This window comes from Burkholderia sp. GW821-FHT14F03 (assembly GCF_058803765.1).
This window is the reverse complement of the sequence record NZ_JBXAPG010000159.1, coordinates 1-557: the sequence shown is the minus strand read 5'-3', so window position 1 is coordinate 557 and position 557 is coordinate 1. Positions and strand designations below refer to the sequence as shown.

Sequence of the window (557 nt, the reverse complement as noted above, 5' to 3'; positions counted from 1 at the left end):
TTCCTGCGACACCGCGCCCGTCTGCGCCACCGCGAGGCGGCGGCGCAGGTCGTCCTGCGCGCGCGACAGGTCGGACTCGCGCAGCGCGACCTGGGCGCGATACTGGTCGTCGTCGACATACCGGCCGCGCACCTGGCGCACCGTCTGAGCAAGATTCGCTTCCGCCTGTTGCAGCGCGACGCGCGCATCGGCGGGATCGAGCTGCACGAGCGGCTGGCCCGTGCGGATCGACTGCGTGTCGTCCGCGTTCACCGCGATCACGGTGCCCGTCACCTGCGGCGTGATCTGCACGACGTTGCCGTTCACGTAGGCATCGTCGGTCGACTCGTAAAAGCGCGCGACGAGGAAATAGTAGAGACCGTAGGCGATCGCGGCGATCACGATCACGACGACCAGCAGCGTCATCATCCGCTTGCGCTTGCCGCCTTCCTGCGGCGCGGCCGCCACCGGCGGCTGTTGGGATTCGCTCATGGCGAGTTGCTCCGTCTTATCTCGAGTAGTACGTGTGTGTATGAATTGGAATCGGTTCGGGCGGCGGGCGGCTCAATCCGCCTCAG

At 67.0% G+C, this 557-nt stretch carries 1 protein-coding gene; it reads right to left on the bottom strand.

The genetic code is table 11. The features are described from left to right. Positions 1–471 (bottom strand): HlyD family secretion protein (locus AC1RQF_RS33500; RefSeq protein WP_492874435.1); only part of this gene is annotated, 471 nt, incomplete at its 3' end. Positions 472–557: the final 86 nt, after the last annotated feature.